Origin of the sequence: Lactiplantibacillus plantarum, assembly GCF_014131735.1 — a bacterium.
GTDB classification, from domain to species: domain Bacteria; phylum Bacillota; class Bacilli; order Lactobacillales; family Lactobacillaceae; genus Lactiplantibacillus; species Lactiplantibacillus plantarum.
This window is the reverse complement of record NZ_CP039121.1, coordinates 574,002-592,210: the sequence shown is the minus strand read 5'-3', so window position 1 is coordinate 592,210 and position 18,209 is coordinate 574,002. Positions and strand designations below refer to the sequence as shown.

Annotated in this window: 13 protein-coding genes and 2 pseudogenes; 6 read left to right on the top strand and 9 right to left on the bottom strand. The window is 45.8% G+C overall.

The window, feature by feature from the left end:
- Positions 1 to 5: 5 nt before the first annotated feature.
- Both E5260_RS02585 and E5260_RS02580 read left to right on the top strand, forming a co-directional pair.
- Positions 6 to 761: pseudogene (locus E5260_RS02585) on the top strand (SDR family NAD(P)-dependent oxidoreductase).
- Positions 762 to 777: 16 nt separating this feature from the next.
- Positions 778 to 1,434 carry an NAD(P)H-binding protein gene (locus E5260_RS02580; protein WP_003642292.1) on the top strand — a complete coding sequence of 219 codons (657 nt, stop codon included), beginning with the start codon at positions 778 to 780 and terminating at the stop codon, positions 1,432 to 1,434.
- A 163-nt stretch (positions 1,435 to 1,597) separates the two neighbouring features.
- On the opposite strand, the gene E5260_RS02575 is transcribed toward E5260_RS02580, so the two are convergent.
- Genes E5260_RS02575 through E5260_RS02565 form a run of 3 tightly spaced genes read right to left on the bottom strand, consistent with a single transcriptional unit; the run spans position 1,598 to position 6,308 of the window.
- Positions 1,598 to 2,788, bottom strand: a complete 1,191-nt coding sequence (locus E5260_RS02575) for an AbrB/MazE/SpoVT family DNA-binding domain-containing protein (RefSeq protein ID WP_003642293.1) — start codon at positions 2,786 to 2,788, stop codon at positions 1,598 to 1,600.
- Positions 2,789 to 2,809: 21 nt separating this feature from the next.
- Entirely contained in the window at positions 2,810 to 4,591 is a 1,782-nt protein-coding gene (locus E5260_RS02570; RefSeq protein ID WP_003642294.1) for an ABC transporter ATP-binding protein, read from the bottom strand.
- A complete protein-coding gene (locus E5260_RS02565; protein ID WP_011102016.1) occupies positions 4,584 to 6,308 on the bottom strand; it encodes an ABC transporter ATP-binding protein in 1,725 nt (574 codons plus the stop codon). Before E5260_RS02565 ends, E5260_RS02570 begins: the two co-directional genes overlap by 8 nt.
- Before the next feature lie 420 nt (positions 6,309 to 6,728).
- On the opposite strand from E5260_RS02565, the gene E5260_RS02560 reads away from it, so the two are divergent.
- Entirely contained in the window at positions 6,729 to 7,856 is a 1,128-nt protein-coding gene (locus tag E5260_RS02560; RefSeq protein WP_003642296.1) for a matrixin family metalloprotease, read from the top strand.
- Between the two features lie 300 nt (positions 7,857 to 8,156).
- A complete protein-coding gene (locus E5260_RS02555; protein ID WP_003642297.1) occupies positions 8,157 to 9,356 on the top strand; it encodes an amidohydrolase in 1,200 nt (399 codons plus the stop codon).
- A 91-nt stretch (positions 9,357 to 9,447) separates the two neighbouring features.
- Here the strand turns inward: E5260_RS02555 and E5260_RS02550 are convergent, their stop codons facing one another.
- From E5260_RS02550 to yjeM, 5 genes are all read right to left on the bottom strand, one after another.
- A complete protein-coding gene (locus tag E5260_RS02550; protein WP_003642298.1) occupies positions 9,448 to 10,338 on the bottom strand; it encodes an SDR family oxidoreductase in 891 nt (296 codons plus the stop codon).
- Positions 10,339 to 10,464: 126 nt separating this feature from the next.
- Entirely contained in the window at positions 10,465 to 10,602 is a 138-nt protein-coding gene (locus E5260_RS02545) for a hypothetical protein (protein ID WP_003642299.1), read from the bottom strand.
- Positions 10,592 to 11,017, bottom strand: coding sequence for an SRPBCC family protein (locus tag E5260_RS02540; protein WP_021356411.1), 426 nt, complete (start codon positions 11,015 to 11,017; stop codon positions 10,592 to 10,594). The genes E5260_RS02545 and E5260_RS02540 overlap by 11 nt, the downstream gene beginning before the upstream one ends.
- A 156-nt stretch (positions 11,018 to 11,173) precedes the next feature.
- Positions 11,174 to 11,995 carry a helix-turn-helix domain-containing protein gene (locus E5260_RS02535; protein ID WP_003643380.1) on the bottom strand — a complete coding sequence of 274 codons (822 nt, stop codon included), beginning with the start codon at positions 11,993 to 11,995 and terminating at the stop codon, positions 11,174 to 11,176.
- 126 nt (positions 11,996 to 12,121) lie between these two features.
- Positions 12,122 to 13,606, bottom strand: a complete 1,485-nt coding sequence (gene yjeM, locus E5260_RS02530; RefSeq protein ID WP_003642302.1) for a glutamate/gamma-aminobutyrate family transporter YjeM — start codon at positions 13,604 to 13,606, stop codon at positions 12,122 to 12,124.
- Positions 13,607 to 13,902: 296 nt separating this feature from the next.
- Here yjeM and E5260_RS02525 point away from each other — a divergent pair, with 296 nt between their 5' ends.
- Together E5260_RS02525 and E5260_RS02520 are read left to right on the top strand one after the other, a co-directional pair.
- Entirely contained in the window at positions 13,903 to 14,298 is a 396-nt protein-coding gene (locus E5260_RS02525) for an aggregation-promoting factor C-terminal-like domain-containing protein (protein WP_003642303.1), read from the top strand.
- Positions 14,299 to 14,593: 295 nt separating this feature from the next.
- A pseudogene (locus E5260_RS02520) lies at positions 14,594 to 15,767 on the top strand (iron-containing alcohol dehydrogenase).
- A gap of 1,227 nt (positions 15,768 to 16,994) precedes the next feature.
- Here the strand turns inward: E5260_RS02520 and E5260_RS02515 are convergent.
- Positions 16,995 to 18,116, bottom strand: a complete 1,122-nt coding sequence (locus E5260_RS02515) for an NAD(P)-dependent alcohol dehydrogenase (RefSeq protein ID WP_003642307.1) — start codon at positions 18,114 to 18,116, stop codon at positions 16,995 to 16,997.
- Between the last annotated feature and the right edge of the window lie 93 nt (positions 18,117 to 18,209).

Sequence of the window (18,209 nt, the reverse complement as noted above, 5' to 3'; positions counted from 1 at the left end):
AAGTCATGTTCAATTTTACAGATAAAGTCGTTATTGTTACAGGTGCACGCACGGGAATCGGCCTGAGTGCTGCCACTCTATTCGCCAAAGCAGGTGCTCACGTCATTTTAGCTGGCCATCATGAACCTAAAGACGAAGCCCAACAGCTAGTCGATCATGGCTACTCAGCCGTTTCATTCAAGTGTAACGTCGCTGATCCCAAAGACGTCGCCGGAATGGTGAAATTCGCAGTTGCTCAGTTTGGGCACCTCGACTATGCTTATAACGATGCTGGGATTCAAAGTCCAGTCACCGATACCGCCGATCTATCGGTTGAAGAATATGATCATGTCATGGATACTAACTTAAAAGGCATGTTTCTCAGTATGAAGTACGAATTACGACAGATGCGTGCTTAGGGAACACCAGCCGCAATCGTAAACTGTTCTTCAATGGGTGGTCTCGTTGGTATTGCTGATCGAACTGCCTACCACGCTTCAAAGCACGGCGTCTTAGGCCTGACAAAGAGTAGCGCCTTAGAATACGCTGACCGGAATGTTCGGATCAACGCCGTGTGTCCAGGAATCATTGATACACCAATGGTTGCCCGAATGGATGATACTGAACGACAGGAGATGGACGACCTAGTCCGCGAAATTCCCATGGGGCGTTTAGCTAAACCAGAAGAAGTCGCTCAAGTCGTACTCTTTCTTTGCAGTGATGCTGCCAGTTACATGGTTGGTCAAGCCGTCGCTGTTGACGGTGGTTACACTATTCACTAATACGAGGAGGATCAGAATGACCAAGGTTTTAATTTTAGGGGCTAACGGTCGAATTGCGCGGATTGTGGAACAACGACTCTTAGCCGAAACTGACGTCCAGTTGACACTAGTCTTAAGAAATGCAGGGCGCCTACTAGTCACTTCACCAGAACGAGAAACGGTTATTCAAGGTGATGTCAGTGATTCACAGCTACTAGACACTGTTATGCCTAATCAGGATATCGTCTATGCAAATCTAGCCGGGAATATGGCATTATTGGCACAGACCATTATCACGTCAATGAATCGCAATCATGTGCCCCATCTTATTTGGGTCACAGGATCCGGACTCTACCACGAAACCCCTAATCCATTTGGCGCTTGGGTCGAACAGGTAGTCGGTCACGCTGCTAAAAACGATACGCGACATGCGGCCAGAATAATTGAATCATCGGATATTCCTGCTACAATTATTCGTGCGGCCTATATGACCGACGATACCAAAATTGACTATGAACTGACTTACAAAGGTGAACGCTTCAAAGGAACCATGATTTCACGCGCTAGTATTGCTGATTTAATCATGAAGATTATTGCTGAGCCAACAGCATACGAAAATACCAGCCTTGGTATTGCTCAACCGGGCACTGATAACATGTTGCCACAAGTCAAATTGATGGCTCAGCATCGCTAAATGTGAACATTTAAAAGTAATCAATTACACCTAACCCGCTTCAACAATCATCCATAATTAATAAAACTGGCTGCTAGACACTTTAAACCGTGTCTAGCAGCCAGTTTTATCTGATTCAATTATTATTAATATACTCAGCCACCGTTTCAAAACAACGTGGCACTTATTGCCCTGCCGTACTTTCCTGCTCCAACTTAATCGTCAACAATTCCGGGTCTTCATTGACTAACGCTTGTAGACGTGAAAATAGCATCAGCAACCAGCCAAACGAAATCGCAAAGGCTTGAATCTCAAATGCCGTCAGCGATGGATACCCAAACCAGCGAAAACCAAAGTTGAGTAGTAATAGCACCACGCCAACGCCGTATGAGAGCCACAGAAAATCTTTCGTCACGGCTGGTAATAGCCACCGCACCCCCACAATCAACAAGACTAACAACGTGACCAAGCCACCAGCAACTAAGTCATGTAACCAGTGAAACGTCAGGTTGTTAGGAAATAGCCCGACCGCCCCGAAATCGACAGCGGTCAACGTCAACAATATCCGCAAGGTTGACGTTCGCCAAGTACGCGGATAAATTCGACTAAGTGAAACAAATAGATAGTCAATCAGAACGACCATCAATAACGCCGAAAAAATCAGTGTCAAGTTGAATTGCCAGGCATTTTCAGCGGCATGCGTCCCTAAAAAGCTTAAATTATGCTGCCACCATCGCCGTTGACCATTGGCGGCCATTGAGATAACACAGCCACTGACAATCACCACCGTTAAAATCGTTGATAACGACCGCGCATTTATCGTCAACGCAGCGCTAATCATGAACGCATCCGCAAAATACGTAAACAAGACCAGTAGCAACATAGATGTAAAGCGATCGAAGATGACATCTGGAAATAATAATTCTAATACCCAGAAAGCCCCGACCAGCGCAAAGGCTAAGATCATAATAAACGCAATCGTAATAACTGGAAAGTTCCGCCAATAAATATGGCGCGAAAATCGATTTTCTGGATCATTACGCGTTTTTAAGAAAAAGCCGACAAATAGCACTGCGCCGGTAACCACACCGGCCACAATCGTCAAACTCCCGATTGATTGCGCACCTGTCAGTGGAACTGGTCGCACTTTTTGAAACCACCAGTACCCGTAACTGGCTAACCCCGATAGGATTGCAACCAACAGCGGCCAGATTATCAAGTATTGCTGCCACTGTGGTTGACGTGGCTTAATCTTCTCTAAGACTAGTGCGTCATTGCGCACCTTTAACTGTAACTGATCATCGCGATCAATCCCGGCTCGTTTTAATGCTGAGACTGGGATTGAAACCCGCACTTGTTGCTCTTGCCCTGCCATGTCCGACTCCTTATACTTTCATTACTCAAAGACCATCTGATTACGATACAGTTCCGCATAGAAGCCGTTTGCCGCTAATAAATCATGGTGGTTCCCCTGTTCAATAATTTGACCATCCTTCAATACAACGATTTTATCGGCATTCAGGATTGTTTTCAAGCGGTGAGCAATGACAAAGCTGGTTCGCCCTTGGATGACGTTGTCCATTGCGGCTTGAATATTGGCTTCCGTCACCGTATCAACGTTCGAAGTCGCTTCATCCAAAATCAGCAACTTGGGATTTGTTAAAATCGTCCGGGCAATTGACATCAACTGCTTTTGACCAGCAGAAAAAATACTCTGTTCGTCGGAAACGCGCGTCTGATAGCCATCTGGCAGGCTCATCACAAAGTCATGAATATTAGCCTGCTTCGCCGCATCGATGACCCGATCCATACTAGCCGTTGGGTCCCCGTAACGAATATTATCCGCAATCGTGCCCGTAAACAACTGGGGTTCCTGTAAGACAATCCCGACATTTTGCCGTAGCACCTGGAGATCAAAGTCTTGAATATTCACCCCATCAAACGTAATCGCACCACTATCAACATCATAGAAGCGATTCAACAAATTCATGACCGTCGTTTTCCCCGAACCAGTTGGGCCAACGAGTGCCACCATCTCACCGCGGTGCACATGGATCGACACGCCATGCAAGATTTCTTTACCTGGTAAGTAACTAAAGCGCACATTATCAATCAGTAATTCATCATGAATCCCGTCGAGCGCTTGACCGTTAGCGGGGCTCACTTCATCCGGTTGATTACGGACTTCATCGACCCGCCGTGCACCAGTAATCGCTAACTGAATCATACTATATAAACTAGTCAATGACATAATTGGCTGGTAGTACTGTTGGGCGTAGTTAACGAACACCACGACCAGCGCCAAAGCTGCTCCAGTCGACATACTCCCATTCAGCGCTAACCATGAGCCAAAGAAGATGACAATTGCCGTGTTAAGCAGTGACATCCCTTGCATCAGTGGATTCAAAATACCTGACCAGATTTGACCCGTCAACGCTGACTGGCGAACCTTACCATTATACTGATGAAAGCCTTTCAAGGAGTCCTGCTGTAAGCCGTTGGTAATCAAGACTTTTTGACCGGTAATTTGTTCATTGATATAACCATTCAGTTGACCGATATCATCCTGTTGTTGGTTCACCGCGACGCCAGCCTTGTGCATGACAAACGCCGCGATAATTAATGCAACCGGCGTAGAAGCCATCGTCACCCACGCCATCGTAGTATTTTGATTAAACATCACAATTAGCAGGCCAACAAACTGAGCCACGGCTAATAAAATTTCTAGCAAGGCTTGATTCATGGCATTAAAAATATTATCTAGGTCAGAGGTGAACCGAGCCAGAATATCCCCGTCACTATGCGTATCAAAGTATTGAACCTTCATCCGTTGCATCTTCCGAAATAGGCCTACCCGCATTGTCCCGGTCGAAAAGGCCGTCACGCGTGCTAAGATCAAGCTCGCAATAAAAATCGTGCTAGCATCACCGACATACAACAAGACGTAGATGATCAGGGTCCGGTTGAACGGTTGCAAGCTTGCTTGTGCCCGAGTCGCTTGATTCGTCCACTGCTGCAAGTACTGCGTCAGCTCCTCCACGGCTCGTCCCAGATAAGTCGGTGCGACCACAATGCACCAAGTCGAAAAGGCAATCAGAATCACACTTAGTAAGAAGCCTAACCAGTAGCGTTTTAAATAGTGCCAGTAATATTTACCAGCATTGCGTAAATCACTCATGTAAGCCCTCCTCCCGTGCTTTTTGCGTTTGGTAAATAGCGCGATAAATCGCACTATCTTGAAGCAATTCGTGGTGAGTCCCCTGGCCCGAAATGCGACCATTATCTAACACTAAGATTTGATCCGCACGAATAATTGAAGCAATTTTTTCGGCAATGACCACGGTCGTCGTTGACTTCAACTCGCGATCCAAAGCTTCCTGAACAAGTTTTTCTGAACGCGCATCGAGTGCCGAAGTCGCATCATCTAAAATCAAGATTTCTGGATTGGCAATCACGCCACGCGTAATCGCTAGTCGCTGCTTCTGACCACCCGAAAAGTTCTGTGACCGTTCTTCCACGGGGGCATCGTACGTCTGTGGCAACCGTTCAATGAATTCCGCAGACTGCGCAATATTAGCCGCCCATTGCATGTGACTAGGCTGGGCGTCCGGCTTAACTTGCCGTAAGTTACCCGCAATCGTGCCAGAAAATAACGTGGACCGTTGTAAGACATAGGCCACCGTGGATCGAAGGGCTTTTTCTGGTAAGGCCCGCACATCAATTCCACCGATGGAGACCGTCCCACTATCCGGATCATACAAGCGCGCAATCAGCTGGGCCAACGTCGTCTTACCAGATCCAGTGGCCCCAACGATTCCCAGCATGGACCCTGCTTTTACCGTAAAGGTCACATCTTTTAGCGTTGGTTGCGCATCTCCCGGATAAGTGAAGGTTACGTGGTCAAAGTGAATATCACCAGCTACGGGCGCCGCGTCGCCATCAACGTAGGTCATACTTGGTTCGGTAGTCATCACTTCGCCGATTCGACCAAGTGAGATGACGGCCCGCGACGCAAAAGTCATGAGAAATCCCCCGTTGATCACGGCAAATAAAATCTGCATTAAATAAGAAATAAAACTCGTAATAGCTGCTAAATAGGCCGGGTGCGTCGTAATCGTTTGACCGACCAAGTAAACGGCGACCCCGACCGCCACGTTGGCCGTCAAAAAGAACGCTGGCATTAGAATAGCGAACCAGTACCCAATTTTAGCGGTCACAGCGGTTAATTCATCGGATGCGGCCGAAAACTTTTTGATCTCGTTTGGTTCTTGAACAAACGATTTAACAACCCGAATCCCCATTAAGTTTTCGCGGGCAACCGTATTGACGTTTTCAATATCTTGTTGCGTTTGTGCAAAGTATTTAGTCATTCGCCGAACCGCAATCAGTGCGACCCCTAAGATGACCGCCATCATGACAACAATGACCCACCACTGCTCAGGCATCGTCATCACAGCGAGAATCAGTGCCCCGATGAATAGTAATGGAATCCGGGTAATCTGCTGAAAGCCAGCCATCACAATCTGTTGGACTTGATTAATATCGTTCGTCATTCGTACCACTAAGTTGGACGGTGAAAATTTTTCCACGTCAGCGTAGGCTAATGACTGGACCTTAGCGTATAGGTCAGCTCGCAAGTCGGTCGCCACACCAAGGGCCACCCGGGCTGCGTATATCGTATTCACGATCCCACCAATGATCCCCAGTACGGCCAAGCCAAGCAACATCAGTCCTTCACGGAATACCGTAGCCTGATCATTCTTGATAATAGCTTCCATAATGACTTGCAATAATCGCGGTTGCCATAACGTCGCAAACACTAAGACGATGACCGACAACATCGCAATCCAGACGTCTAGTCGATACCGCTTAAAATATGGCATCAAAATCTTCATCAATCGTTCCTCCTCATAATTGTGGTCTCCCTGTTTAGGGTACCTGAAATTAACAGTCAGGACAATCAATATATCATATCTTTTGCAAAAACAGATTACGATGATAATAATTCAGTATGTGTGGGAGCAATATCTTTCCTCCGCTCTGATAAATTATGTAAAGATACAAATTGATTTATATAAAGCGCTTAAAAATTAGTATAAGTTATTTACTATACAGTATTTTTTTCACGGAACATCCAAGATGATATAATACTTGTACTAAATAAATACAAATCGCATTATGCCTTCTGTATTTATAAACATCAATTTTCATCTCGAGAAAAAATTGATACTACCTGTCGTTTAATATTGCAAATATTTGCCCGCCGTTCAATTCATTTCATCTATAAGAAATATCGTTAAAAGGGGGAACTTACAATGCGCTTTCCAAAAAGAATCTTTTCAACACTTGCGACGATTTCCTTGACAACTAGTTTTGGACTTCTAAGTGCCAACGCATCAACAAAAGCTACCACTCCGATGTTAGGTTATCGATATGATAAACAAGCGGCAAACTATCAAGATTTATCATCCTCCGACTACTATAAAGATGTATGGAACAACGCAACTGCTTCTTGGAAAAAGGCTGGTTTTACGTGGACGAAAGCAGCTACAGCAAAAACCACCGTTTCTTCGTATGATGGAAGTTCTGACATGACTCTGGCCGGCTACAATTCAGTTTCCTATAATAAATCTACTGGCGAAATCACTTCAAGCAAAGTTCGCATCAACCGAGCGGTATTTGAAAAATATAATTATACCAAAGCAGAACGTACCAATGTTGCAGAGCATGAATTAGGTCATGCTCTGGGAATTGGGCACAATAATACTGATAGTGTATCTGTAATGAATCCAGCAAACCGGTACTATACTATTCAAGCCTGCGATATTAATGGTATGAAGGCTCGTTATGCCACGACTACCACTTTTGATAGTGTTCCAAATAATCCCGGAGAAATCATCACTGTAACCGAATATCTTCATGTACAACCTAAGATTACAAATATCACAACTAATTACAGTTCACAATCACACTCCTTGATACTAAAGGGTCGCGCGATTGGAATCGAACACCTCACGCTAACTTATCAAGGCAAAAAAGTTCGAACCGTCAACGTCAAATCAGGACAATTCAAGTTTGCACAGCAGTTTAAGGGCTACGGAGATTTCAAATTAATGAAAGGGCAACAGGTGCTAGCCACAATTCCGTCCCAACAATACGCAACCCCAAAGGTTAAAGTCACTAGTGCCGAGCGAACAACCAAAGGTATCTATTACACGCTTATCGGTTCTCGAGATGCAACCATCAATATTGCACAAAACGGTCAAGTAATTAAAACCATCAAGAACGCAAGTGCGACTACAAAAGTATTTATTCCAAATGCAAAAATCAAAAATAGCACCCGTGGCTTAACTGTCACGCAGAGAGTTACGAATAAAAAAACCAGTCAGGCAGTTCAATTACCACCTTTAAAGGTTAATATCAAACAGGTGACGAACTTCTAAGCTTTCACAAAAGCGCCTTCAACGTTGTTATTAAGAAACACTATATGTTTGAATCGACTAAAAAATAGCCGCTCCAAGAATTGCAGACACGATTCTTGGAGCGGCTATCTAATATCTTACTAGGACATGAGCAATGCAGAATATTCCTTTTAGTTATTATCCACTACTTAAAAAAGCGTCCGAAAATTCCATATACCTATTAACCGCCATTTCATGCTAAGCTAAAGATTAGTGCAGTACTATCATCTCTCAGCTATATTTATAATATACTCGCTTCTAGCATCAGAAAGGAAGATTCTAATGACCCTTCAAGCACAACTCATGCAACAACTCACGGCGGCGGAACCGGAAATGATCAAGATTCGTCGCCACTTACACGCCCACCCCGAGATTTCATTTCATGAAGAACAAACCGCAGCTTACATCAAAGCGTTCTATCGTGAACTGGGCGTCTCAACCACTGCTTATGGTGATGGGTACGGCTTCGTCGTCGACATCGATAGCGGTCACCCTGGACCTCAGTTAGCATTACGCGCTGATTTTGACGGCCTCGCGATTCAAGAAGACAACCACTTATCATTTAAATCGCAAAACGCCAATGTCATGCACGCCTGTGGTCACGATGGTCATACTGCTTATCTCATGGTACTGGCGAAGACCTTACTCGGACTGAAAAATCAGCTACGTGGTCGCGTCCGCATTATCCACCAACCCGCTGAAGAAGTATCACCGGGTGGTGCTAAGGGGATGTTGGCTGCTGGCGTCCTAGACGGCATCGATAACGTCATTGGGCTGCATGTGATGAGTACCATGCCGACGGGCTCGATCGCCTATCACTTAAATGCGACGCAGACCGGGCGGGCTAACTTTACGGTCACCTTCACGGGTAAGGGTGGGCACGCCTCGATGCCCCACCTCTCAAACGATGCAATCGTTGCTGGAAGTTACTTTGTGACCGCCTTACAAACCGTTGTTTCCCGCCGGATTGACCCATTTGATACCGGCAGTGTCACCATCGGCTCATTCGACGGCGTCGGTTCCTTCAATGCGATCAAAGCGCAAGTCACCCTCAAGGGCGATGTACGGATTATGGACGAAACCACGCGCCAGACCATCCGTGACCAGATTACTAAAATTGCGAACGGCGTCGGGGCGACTTTCGGTGTCCAAGTTGCACTTGATTACGATGATAATTATCCGGTACTCATGAATGATGCAACCCTGACACAGCGCGTCATCACCAGTATTCAAGCCGCTCAAATCCCAGAAATCACTAAAATTTTCGACTGCGGCCCCCAAGACCCCTCGGAGGACTTCGCCTATTTTGCACAAGCCAAACCCAGCACCTTTATCTATGCCGGCTGTCAAACAGCTCCGGGTGAGACCCACCCGCACCACAGCCCTGATTTTATGATGAATGAAGACTGTTTACTAATTGCAGCCAAAGCGGTGGGAACGGCAGCGCTGGACTACTTAATGAACGCCTCATCAGATCATTAAACACACTAAAGTGGCTACCTTGAATGCATCCATCCAAGGTAGCCACTTATGATTTATTCAAGCCAACCAGGAATTAACTTGCAGTGAACACCTAATTAATCACGCCGCCACCAGTCACGCCATAAATTTGCGCGGTCACATAGCTCGCGTCGTTAGAAGCTAAAAAGACGTACACTGGTGCTAGTTCTGCGGGTTGTCCCGCTCGTTTAAGCAAGGTATCTTGGCCAAACTTCGGCAGCGCCTCGATTGGCTGGCCTTGATCTAATTGTAGGGGCGTCCAGATTGGCCCGGGAGCAACGCCATTGACCCGAATCCCCTTTTCGGCCGCTTCGGCTGCTAAATTAATCGTAAAGTTCTTGATGGCCGCCTTAGTCGCAGCATAATCTAATAGATGACCACTCGGCGCATAGGCTTGAATCGAAGTCGTGGTGACGATGCTACTGCCAGCGGGCATCTTTGGCAAGGCCGCCTGAGCTAACGCAAACATCGCGACGATATTCACTTCGAAGGTCGCACGCACCTGTTCGATCGGCAGCTTAGCCAGTGAAGGTTGTGAAATCTGTTGTCCCGCATTTAGGACAAGGGTGTCGATACCACCAAATTCAGCGATTGTCCGGTCCACGAGGTCGGTCACAACGTCAACATCCTTGAAATCACAAGGTAATAATAACGCTTGACGGCCCGCAGCGCGCACTAGTTCGGCAACCGCCTCAGCATCCGGCTCCTCTCCCGGCAAGTACTGAATCGCAACATCAGCACCTTCCCGCGCAAAAGCAATCGCGGTAGCCCGGCCAATTCCCGAATCACCACCCGTGATCAAAACGCGTCGATTCAACAACTTATCATGTCCTTGGTAACTCTTCTCACCACAATCAGGTTCAGGACGCATCTTAGCTTGTAGTGCGGGTGTCTCCTGATCCTGCTTATCAAAGCCATCTGTCTTATATAAATAGCGTGGGTCACGTAATTCTGGTTGATTCATGAGATTTCCTCCTTCAAAAGAATACCCATAGAATACCGGAATTAGTTTTCGGATGATAGTTAAACGCACACTAAATAATAATAGTTACGATTAGATATTAGGCATAAAAGCTGTCATCGTCTTAACTCACTTAAATTGACGCTGCTTCAAAAAACGATAGGCAATTATTCCAACAACGCCGATCAAAGTGGCCCGTAATAACCAACTGACAGACCACCACGTCACTAACACTTTTATTAACGTCATCCCATCATTAATCGTCATTCGGCTGTTCCTCCGCTAATGTTGCCAATTGACCCAACTTCCGCTGAAAGTCTCGTTGCATGACGGGCTTCACTAGTGGCAACGGCAGCCAGCTCGGCGGTGTAGTCGTAAGGGAGACTTCTTCCTGGACCGCAGTTCGCTCGGCCAATGGCGTCATGGTGAACACAATTTCATATCCCAATTGGCCACCCTCACCGTGATAAACGACCTGGTCAGCGCCGACTGTAACCTGCAACTGTTCCGGCTGATCAAAAGCCGAATCGGACCGCTGTAACACGTACCCCGTCGCGGTTGGCTTGACCGTGGTAATGGCAGTCGCCCATGCTGGTAAGTTCAGCGGATCTGCTAGCAATGCTCGCACCGTTGCTGGAGTTGCCTGTGTTAATACTTGATTGGTAAATAATGCTGTTGTCATTTTATAACCCCCAATGTTCATCCTAACCCGGTCATCGTTATTACGGCCAACCACTCCAAATCAATAACGGGCCATTAGATCAAGTGCACATGTATTTAGTTGGTGCTTATAAAATACACGGTGGGGACGCCAACATAAAATCAGAATACTGATAATTTACAGGCGGTCGTTAATTTGTTCTTTAAACAGGTCTTTGAAAACTTGTGACCGTTGACTGGCAACCCGCGCCGTGGCAGTCTCCCCCGCCGCCATTGCGAGTTGCGCCATCAACTGATAAATATTGGCTAGCATGTAGTGTGAATCGTGTGTAGTCGCAAAGGCCAACCCCTGCGTCAAACGGGCCACCGCCAACTGGGAATCATGTTGTTCATAGGCCACCAACCCAGCGAGGTAAAAAACAATGTTGGCATTTTCTTCATATGCACTCGCATCAATGTCAGCGAGTGCCCGGGTGACTAAGGCCGCGACTGGGGCTTGAGGATGGTGGTGCGCCTTAACGACGGCTAACGAAATCAAGGCCAAGCGTGTCAACGTTGTCGGCGGCGAGCTGGGAGCAGCCATACCAATTGCCAGCCGTAAATTTTGTTGTGCAGCATCCGATGTGCGATCAACCTGCCAACAGGCGACACCCAGATAATAATAGTAAGCCTGAGTCTGCTCATCCGTTTGAACATGTTCCAAAGTGGTTGGCTGTAATAGCCAATCCTTCAATTGCTGATACTGATGGGCATTGCACATCTGCCGAACGCGGTCATTAAACGCTTGCTCGGCACTGATCTCAAAATCGTCGGCTAGGCTCAACGTACTAACCGCGACCCCTAATCGCTGACACAGCGCCAGTAATAGCCGGGCATTCGGCACGTAGCGATCATTTTCAATTGCTGACAGCATCGATTGTGCACAAATTCCCCGGGCAGCTTGCTTTTGATTGAGTTGCTGGGCTTTGCGTGCCTGCTTTAACGCAGTTCCCAATGTCATGACCATTCCCCCCTAGATAGCTTTTGCTAATGAGTGTACTAAATTTCCCATATTAAGGCACTTAAAAAATACCATTCAATGCTGTTTTATCAGTCAGCAATCGAATGGTATTTTGAAATTGGTTATTTAATTGACATGCCGTTCTCGAACTTGATACCAAATAATCCCGGCCACACCGAAGACAATTGGTCCAACTAACATCCAAATCGTATTTTGAATCTGCCCAGTTTCCAAGATTGGCTGGATCAACGTGAAAACATTCGCACCTAAGACGACAATGAACACGACCCAACTAATAATTTTCGTCCAAGTCAATGACTTGTACACTTCAAAAGGCTTAACAATGTTCTGGTTTTCCTTAAACTTCGGAAACGCGTATAGCAAGAAGAGGTATGGTAACGTCATCGAAACGTTCGCCATCAAGGTCAACACATTGTAAAAGGCTGACGCGTCTGCCGTTGCAAAGGACGCCACCAAGATGATCACAATCACGATGGCACATTGAACCATCATGGCATAACTTGGCATACCAGCTTTGTTGAGCTTCGTAAATTTCTTCGGCCACAGTTCCTTAGGTGTTCCCAAGATAAGCGTCTTCAATGGTGAATAAGTTAAGGTGAAGAAGGCCCCACTGTAAGCGAGGAACATCCCTAAGCCGGTGTACCGTGCAAACCACAGTCCCATTGTCTTAGCGGCCGCTGTACTCAAACCAAACGCTTGCCCTAAAACATAGCCCAAGTTTTGCATCATGACATAACTAATATTACCGAGGTTAGTCGTTGGATTCGACAAAACGGCTTGCCAGTTCGTACTAATCCCCCAGCAGAAGATTCCCAGGCCATAGCCTAAGGTAATGACGATGGCAGAAATAATAATTCCGCGTGGGAAGGTCTTTTCGGGGTTCTTGGTCTTATCAACCATCCCACCGAGAACTTCTAGCCCACCGTAAGCAAAAATGGCGAAAACGGCAAACCCGAGTAACCCGACTGGATGCTGATAACTTGGATTTGGTGACGTCATCACATGTTGTAACGGTTGTGCGAATTGTCCGTGATTCAAGGCTAAAACGACCCCCGAAACCACTAACAGGATTGCCGTCAAACTGGTCACCGCCAGGCCGCCTAAACTCGTGACCCGCACAATGCCTTTCATCCCTTTGATGGAAACGAACGTCACTAGCACCATCCATAGACAGGACAAAATCCCAATCATCTGCGTCGCATTCAGACCAAACATCGCAAAGCGCTGCGTTTGATCGCTCCCAAAGAAGATGGTCGTAAACGGAATCCAGACTTTAGCTGACGTTGAGACTAACCAAATAATGTACGACGCAAACCACATGAACGTGCCCACGAACGCAAATTTCGCATTCACACTCACTTCCAGCCACTTGTACATCCCGCTACTATCAGACTTAACCGCTGCCCCGAACTCCGCCATCATTAGCGCGAACGGGATGAAGAACAGTACGGCTGCGACTAGGTAAAATAGAATCGAGCTGTAACCCATTAAATAATAGGCCACCGTACTATTGGCAAATCCGAAAACGGTCGTAAAGATCATCATGACTAGCGCCATCAATGTAATCTTTTCATTATCTTTTGTTGCCATTATTGCACTCCCTCACTTACTCCTTTAATACTTTTGTAAAGCTATTCCAATTTAAGATTACCGAACGAAGGCAATAAAGCGCTTTAGTTTTCCTAACAATATTATGATTTTTTCATGTGATAGTCAGCGCAATTATTCATCTAAACAATTGCTGCAACAGTTATTGACAACAACTATTTCATAACGGAAACGTTCATTTAATAACATAGTAACTTTTCTTTAACATAGCTGACACATAATTGGCGTATTCTACACTTATCAGCTTAGGGAAAATATAAAACGGGGTTATACATATCATGAAAAAATTTAACTTTAAAACCATGTTGCTATTAGTTTTGGCTAGTTGTGTCTTCGGGGTCGTCGTTAACGTGACTACTAGTCTTGGACCACAAACCACAATCACCGCCCAGGCCTCCAAGAAGCTTAGCCAAGCCCAGCAAATTGCCAAGATCAACGCCAAGCTTTCGAAAGCCAACCGCGCTGCCAAAAATTGGATCGCCTATCGTGAATCTGGATACAGTTATACGGCTCGTAATGGCCGCTGCTACGGTCGCTATCAATTGTTGCGCTCATACTTACACGGCAACTTGTCACCCGTCAATCAGGAAAAACGTGCTAATACCTACGTCGCCTCGCGCTACGGCTCCTGGGTCAAGGCCAAACGGTTCTGGCAACATCATCACTGGTACTAACCCAATTTTTCTATTGGATCACACTAAAAAGACGACTAATTACTAAGATTGTGAATCTTTGTAATTAGTCGTCTTTTTGTAGGCAGTAATATAAAATAGCATGAGGACTATAGTTCACCGTCATTTAACACTTGGTTACAACAGGTATGCCGTGATTGCCGCACCTTTTCTAAACGATATTGTGAAAAATATAATTAATTAGCCAAAAAGTATTGCAAATTGTAATTATTACGACTATAATTTGATTCGTAAATTAGTAATGATAGCGATTACAATATAAAAAGAGGTTATTAATATGACTGAACGTAATTTTGATTTCTTAATGCCTAGCGTTAACTTTTTCGGTCCTGGTGTCATTAGTAAAATCGGCGAGCGTGCCAAAACTCTTGGTATGCACAAGCCAGTCATCGTCACCGACAAATTTCTTGAAAGTCTGCCAGACGGCGCCGTTGCTCAGGTGCGGCGGTCACTGGATGCTGCCGGGATTGACTACGTAATTTATAATCAAGTTGAACCCAACCCTAAAATTCATAATATTCAAGCTGTTAAAGCCTTATATCAAGCCAATCAAGCGGACTCCCTGATTACCATTGGCGGCGGTTCTGCCCACGATACCGGAAAAGGTGCCGGCATCATCATGACTAACGGTGACGACATCACTAAGTTAGCGGGGGATCGAAACACTCAAGAATGCCCTACCACCACTGATTGCGGTCAACACTACCGCTGGGACTGGTTCTGAATTGACCCGTCACTGTGTCATTACGAATGAAGAAACGCATTATAAGTTCGTCGTTGCTTCATGGCGTAACATGCCACTCGTGTCCTTTAACGATCCCACTCTCATGCTAGATGTTCCTAAGGGACTCACGGCCGCAACTGGCATGGATGCTTTTGTCCAGGCTATCGAACCCTTTGTTTCTGTCGATCACAATCCGATTACCGATTCACAGTGCATCCAGGCCATCAAATTAATCGAAACATCATTACGCGAAGCCGTCGCCAATGGGCATAACCTAGAAGCCCGGACACACATGGTCGAAGCTGAAATGTTAGCCGGCATGGACTTTAACAACGCCAATCTAGGTTACGTGCACGCCATGGCCCACCAGCTCGGCGGCCAATATGACGCGCCCCACGGTGTCTGCTGCGCGCTGCTCTTACCCTACGTTGAAGAATATAATCTAATCGCGTGCCCCGAACGTTTCGCCGAGCTCGCCAAAATTATGGGCGAAAACACTGATGGCTTATCGACTCGTGATGCTGCCGAATTAGCTATCAAAGCGATGAAACAACTCAGCGAAGACGTTGGCATTCCGCATTCCATCAAGGAAATTGGCGCCAAGATCGAGGACTTCGAACACATGGCGACTAATGCGCTTAAAGACGGTAACGCCTTCTCTAACCCACGCAAAGGTACTAAAGAAGACATCATCAAGATTTTCCAAGCCGCATATGATGCCAAGTAATCCCCCATTCAAAGTTAACTAAATCATTCACAGCAAATAATCGGTTCAAGAATTCATAGTAAATTCTTGAACCGATTATTTGATTGGGACCTCTCTACAACTCGAATCGTTACTCGGCAATGCCATGCACCCCACGTTTGGACGCGCTATTCAAAATAAACACCGCAACAATAAACCGACAAACACAGATAAGAATATCTATCAGAACACGCATTGTGCAAATTAATTTGTCCTGATTTGTGATTAAAACGTGCCAAGTTTAGATTGTTATTCGTCAGCCAGTGCGCGTCCTATTCCGACCTCCGGGGCTGGGTGACAATTGCTGGAACGTAGCCGACGTCGATTTGAGCTAACGCCCAACCCGCGTCATCTCAAATACGAGTCTTATTCTAAGCCGGAAGTACCCCACTTCCGACTAAGAATAATTTGGCTACTGAGCATTGTCACCCAGCCCCTCCGGTCTCAAGAGTGTGAGGGGCCACGAGTTGAAGCCGAGCATTGCCTAGCCAACGGATTAATGCGGTTTTGGCATTAGTCCGTTGGCGTAGCAAGCACAGGCTTTAGTGGCCCCGAACACGTTTCGGGAAGCCGCTCAAATGGCTAATGAACGACCACCGAACTCGGTACAATTTGTTGTTCGCTATTTGATACTGGAACTTTAAACAAAGCGTTAGGTGTATTAAGCCCTCTGTCAAGAGCTTAAATCTTACTACACCAATTCAGGATTAGTGAGCTATCTCAATATCATTTTCACCCTGACAGTTGATTGACAAAATTATGGTTTATGAAAAACAATGACGAATTCACCAAAAGTTGGGTACGCACATGTCCGCCATTCGAACACTGTCCCGACTGGAAGGCGTTTCGGCCAATGCCCAGTGGTGAAATTTCACTTAGCAAGCGTCCTTGGCTTGGTTAGTGAAAGGCCAGTATTTGAGACGTGGGCTTCGGCTTAAATCTGTGCCCACCACGTTCCGGCAGTTGGCAGAAATGCCTGGAGGTCGGTGTAGGACGAACTAACTAAACAAGTTTACGCTGAGTCGAACTTTTTCCCAGCGGTCCATAGCTGGCTGTTTTTGAATTTAAGAACCGGCACGTTTTAATCACAAATTATGCAAGCCGTCCAAGCGGCTTGTGTTTAACGCAAAAAACAGCGATGTCAAAATCAACTTTTGACATCGCTGTTTTAGAAGTTATTCATCATAACTGATGGCACCCAGCCGGCAGCTATTTCCCCGGTTGATAATCTTCATCAATGATCAAGACAGGTTTGATGGTCTTGCCGCTACCTGAATCAGCATTAGCTTGATTAATATCCTCAAACTTATAGAACTTTTCGGTCTTTTCAAATGGGAACATGCCATGTTGATAGAAATCGATTAACCGTGGAATATCAACGCCAGGGATGGCATCACCCATGTTAACACCAATGACTTTCTTATCATCAACACACAAATCGTTCCATGAGCTAATGGTGATATTTTTGGCCGTAACGGCAATCAAAGCAGCAGTCCCACCTTGAGCAAGTGCGTGGATTGCAGAAACCATAACTGGTTCTACCCCAGTCGTATCAACGGCAAAGTCGACCCCGTAACCATGCGTCAACTTCTTGATTGCTTCAACTGGATCTTCTTCCTTACTGTTAATGGCATGAGTAGCACCTAATTCTTTGGCGAGTTCTAGCCGTGAATCAACAATGTCGACCGCAATCACTTCGGTACAGCCGGAAATCTTACCAGCCATCATTGCCGCTAAACCAACCGCACCAGTCCCAAAGACTGCAATTGTTTGTCCTGGGCGCGGCTGTAAACTGTTCAAAACAGTGCCACTTCCGGTGACATAGCCGCAGCCTAAAGGTCCCAAGCGACGTAAATCTAGTTCTTTTGGTACTTTAACCGCATTACGTTGGTCAACTACCGTATGAGTCGTGAAGGAAGATTGGTCGAACATATCACTGATATGGTGCCCGTTTTCTTGGAAATGGTCGGAACCATCGGGACGAGTCCCACTCAAGTTATAGTCGGCATAATTCCGACATTTAGTTGGCATGCCTTTCAGACAGTTATCACATGTTCCGTCAGCGTAAAATGATAGAATAACATGGTCGCCCACTTCAAAATTAGTTACTTCTGAACCGACCTTTTCGACGATTCCAGAACCTTCGTGTCCTAAAATTACTGGATAACCTAACGACGCATCACCCCGCCGAATTGCTTCATCAGAATGGCAAATTCCAGTCGCAACCATTTTGATTTGTAAATCAGTTGCTTTCATTTCAGCTAATTCAATATCATCTTTAATGACAAATGGATCGTTTACTTTATCAACCACTGCTGCTTTAATTTTCATGTTCAAACCCTCGTTTCAAATAGTATGTAAACCGCTTACAATTAATATTGTTACACAATACACAATTTGATTCAAGCGCTTACAAAAGCATCT

Excerpts from the sequence above, each read along its gene's own strand:
- yjeM (WP_003642302.1), bottom strand. The coding sequence starts at position 13,606 with ATGGCAACAAAAGATAATGAAAAGATTACATTGATGGCGCTAGTCATG.
- E5260_RS02580 (WP_003642292.1), top strand. The coding sequence starts at position 778 with ATGACCAAGGTTTTAATTTTAGGGGCTAACGGTCGAATTGCGCGGATT.
- E5260_RS02535 (WP_003643380.1), bottom strand. The coding sequence starts at position 11,995 with ATGACATTGGGAACTGCGTTAAAGCAGGCACGCAAAGCCCAGCAACTC.
- E5260_RS02540 (WP_021356411.1), bottom strand. The coding sequence starts at position 11,017 with ATGACAACAGCATTATTTACCAATCAAGTATTAACACAGGCAACTCCA.
- E5260_RS02515 (WP_003642307.1), bottom strand. The coding sequence starts at position 18,116 with ATGAAAATTAAAGCAGCAGTGGTTGATAAAGTAAACGATCCATTTGTC.
- E5260_RS02570 (WP_003642294.1), bottom strand. The coding sequence starts at position 4,591 with ATGAGTGATTTACGCAATGCTGGTAAATATTACTGGCACTATTTAAAA.
- E5260_RS02560 (WP_003642296.1), top strand. The coding sequence starts at position 6,729 with ATGCGCTTTCCAAAAAGAATCTTTTCAACACTTGCGACGATTTCCTTG.
- E5260_RS02565 (WP_011102016.1), bottom strand. The coding sequence starts at position 6,308 with ATGAAGATTTTGATGCCATATTTTAAGCGGTATCGACTAGACGTCTGG.
- E5260_RS02525 (WP_003642303.1), top strand. The coding sequence starts at position 13,903 with ATGAAAAAATTTAACTTTAAAACCATGTTGCTATTAGTTTTGGCTAGT.
- E5260_RS02575 (WP_003642293.1), bottom strand. The coding sequence starts at position 2,788 with ATGGCAGGGCAAGAGCAACAAGTGCGGGTTTCAATCCCAGTCTCAGCA.
- E5260_RS02550 (WP_003642298.1), bottom strand. The coding sequence starts at position 10,338 with ATGAATCAACCAGAATTACGTGACCCACGCTATTTATATAAGACAGAT.
- E5260_RS02555 (WP_003642297.1), top strand. The coding sequence starts at position 8,157 with ATGACCCTTCAAGCACAACTCATGCAACAACTCACGGCGGCGGAACCG.
- E5260_RS02545 (WP_003642299.1), bottom strand. The coding sequence starts at position 10,602 with ATGACGATTAATGATGGGATGACGTTAATAAAAGTGTTAGTGACGTGG.